The organism is Pseudomonas donghuensis (genome assembly GCF_000259195.1).
Taxonomy (GTDB): Bacteria; Pseudomonadota; Gammaproteobacteria; order Pseudomonadales; family Pseudomonadaceae; genus Aquipseudomonas; species Aquipseudomonas donghuensis.
In genome coordinates this window covers 75,560-77,954 of sequence record NZ_JH650771.1, presented here as the reverse complement: position 1 = coordinate 77,954, position 2,395 = coordinate 75,560, and the positions used below count along the sequence as shown (strand labels likewise).

At 57.9% G+C, this 2,395-nt stretch carries 1 protein-coding gene, 5 tRNA genes and 1 pseudogene; 6 read left to right on the top strand and 1 reads right to left on the bottom strand.

The genetic code is table 11. From position 1 onward, the window contains the following. Positions 1-301 (top strand): annotated as a pseudogene (locus tag UW3_RS29765) (carbohydrate ABC transporter substrate-binding protein); the annotation flags it as partial. 108 nt (positions 302-409) lie between these two features. Here the strand turns inward: UW3_RS29765 and folD are convergent. Beyond that, positions 410-1,264, bottom strand: a complete 855-nt coding sequence (gene folD, locus UW3_RS0118750) for a bifunctional methylenetetrahydrofolate dehydrogenase/methenyltetrahydrofolate cyclohydrolase FolD (protein ID WP_010224606.1) — start codon at positions 1,262-1,264, stop codon at positions 410-412. A gap of 284 nt (positions 1,265-1,548) precedes the next feature. Between folD and UW3_RS0118745 the strand changes: the two genes are divergently transcribed. The 5 genes from UW3_RS0118745 to UW3_RS0118725 all read left to right on the top strand — a co-directional run bounded on the left by UW3_RS0118745 (position 1,549) and on the right by UW3_RS0118725 (position 2,178). After that, positions 1,549-1,625, top strand: a tRNA-Arg gene (locus UW3_RS0118745). A 41-nt stretch (positions 1,626-1,666) separates the two neighbouring features. Continuing rightward, positions 1,667-1,742 (top strand) — tRNA-His (locus UW3_RS0118740). 53 nt (positions 1,743-1,795) lie between these two features. After that, positions 1,796-1,880: transfer RNA gene (locus UW3_RS0118735), tRNA-Leu, on the top strand. 84 nt (positions 1,881-1,964) lie between these two features. Beyond that, positions 1,965-2,040: transfer RNA gene (locus UW3_RS0118730), tRNA-His, on the top strand. Between the two features lie 53 nt (positions 2,041-2,093). Continuing rightward, positions 2,094-2,178 (top strand) — tRNA-Leu (locus UW3_RS0118725). Positions 2,179-2,395 lie beyond the last annotated feature (217 nt).

The following is a 2,395-nucleotide window of genomic DNA, read 5'->3' as shown; positions in this document are numbered from 1 at the left end:
GCGGGACTCCCCGCGGCTGGCGCAGCTGTGGTGGAGCCATATCGCCGAAGCGGCGAGTGGCGAGAAGACCCCGCAAGAGGCGCTGGATGGCCTGGCCAAGGATCAGGACCGCATCCTCGAACGTCTGGAGCGCTCCAAGGCTCAGGCGACTTGCGCACCCAAGCTGAACAAGGAACGTGATGCCCAGTACTGGTTCGACCAGCCGGGGGCACCGAAGCCGAAACTGGCCAACGAGAAGCCCAAGGGCGAGACCGTGAGCTACAGCGAACTGCTCAAATCCTGGGAGGCTGCACGCAAGTAACCACGCAGGTTGTGTGTAGGAGCGGGCTTGACCCGCGATGAGGCCCTGACGCCAGGCACAAAAAAACGGCACCTTCACCGGTGCCGTTTCTTATCCCGCCATCAGCACTTACTTATGCAGCGCTTCGGCCGCATACAACGTGTTTTCCAGCAGGCACGCCCGGGTCATCGGCCCGACGCCACCCGGCACCGGGGTGATCCAGCCAGCGCGGGGCAGGGCGGTCTCGTAGACCACGTCGCCAACCAGCTTGCCATCGTCCTGGCGGTTGATACCGACGTCGATGACGATCGCGCCTTCCTTGATCCACTCGCCCTTGACCAGGCCCGGCTTGCCGGCGGCGACTACCACCAGGTCGGCGCGGCCGACGTGGCCGGCCAGGTCCTTGGTGAAGCGGTGGGTGACGGTCACGGTGCAACCGGCCAGCAGCAGTTCCATCGCCATCGGCCGGCCAACGATGTTGGAGGCGCCGACGACAACCGCGTTCATGCCGTACAGGTCCTGACCGGTGCTTTCCAGCAGGGTCATGATGCCTTTTGGCGTGCACGGGCGCAGCAGCGGGATACGCTGGGCCAGGCGGCCGACGTTATACGGATGGAAACCGTCGACGTCCTTGTCCGGGCGGATGCGCTCGAGCAGCAGCGAGGCGTCCAGGTGCGCCGGCAGCGGCAGCTGCAGGAGGATGCCGTCGATGTTCGGGTCATCATTAAGGCGATCGATCAGCTCGGTCAGCGCTTGCTGCGTGGTATCGCTGGGCAGGTCGAAGGCCTGGGAGATAAAGCCGACCTCTTCGCAATCCTTGCGCTTGTGCGAGACATAGACTTGAGAAGCGGGGTCGGTGCCGACCAGGATCACCGCCAGGCCAGGCGTACGCAGGCCTTGCTGGCGACGCTCCACGACACGTTGGGCGATCTGCTGGCGCAGGCTGGCGGCGATCGCCTTGCCGTCGATAAGGTGTGCAGTCATGACGCGTGATTAACCATCGAGAGGGAATAAAAAGAGCGCGCATTCTCGCATGAAGGGGGCCGAGGGCAAAGGCGCTTGGTCCGGCAATTGCCCTAAGCCCTTAAATAAAATGAATTTTTTTCAAAAAATAGTTGACGACCTTTCCGCTCGTCTATAAGATTCGTCGCACTTGTCGGGCAGAGCCTAGCACTGGTTAGCAAGGTCAGGCAGAATAAGCAGATTTATTAGCTTGTTCAGTACGGCTAAAGTTAATTTGTAATCGTAACAGAAAGCAGATTAAATATGCGCCCGTAGCTCAGCTGGATAGAGCATCCGCCTTCTAAGCGGATGGTCGCAGGTTCGAGTCCTGCCGGGTGCGCCAATAGGCAGCTTTGGCACAAGTAAAGCGATAAATGCAATATGGTGGACGTAGCTCAGTTGGTAGAGCGCAGGATTGTGATTCCTGTGGCCGTGGGTTCGATTCCCATCGTCCACCCCATATTCCAAAAGGCGCCCGATGAAAATCTGGCGCCTTTGCTTTAAAAGCTTCATGCGGACGTGGTGAAATTGGTAGACACACTGGATTTAGGTTCCAGCGGCGCAAGCTGTAAGAGTTCGAGTCTCTTCGTCCGCACCATCCAAACTTTCACCGCCCTTCGCTGAAGCGCGTGAATGTGCCAGCAGGTAGCTTTGACACAAGCCCTGCGGCAAATGCAATATGGTGGACGTAGCTCAGTTGGTAGAGCGCAGGATTGTGATTCCTGTGGTCGTGGGTTCGATTCCCATCGTCCACCCCATATTCCCGAAGGCGCCCGATGAAAATCTGGCGCCTTTGTTTTAAGCGCTTCATGCGGACGTGGTGAAATTGGTAGACACACTGGATTTAGGTTCCAGCGGCGCAAGCTGTAAGAGTTCGAGTCTCTTCGTCCGCACCATCCACGCTTTCACCGCCTTTCGCTGAAGCGCCTGAAAGCCTCGAAAAAGCCGCCTTGTGCGGCTTTTGTCGTTTCTGGGGTTTGACGGCTGCGCCTTACTTTTTCGCCAAATAGAAATTAGTTTCATATAAAACTGATTTTCATTTCCCTTTTTCATTCCTTCGCGTGACCTCTCTTGCAAGATCATTTCATCTGCAAGGGAGCGCCTCGTGAAGAG

Bases quoted from the DNA above. Each gene is read 5' to 3' on its own strand.
- folD (WP_010224606.1), bottom strand. From the start codon at position 1,264: ATGACTGCACACCTTATCGACGGCAAGGCGATCGCCGCCAGCCTGCGC.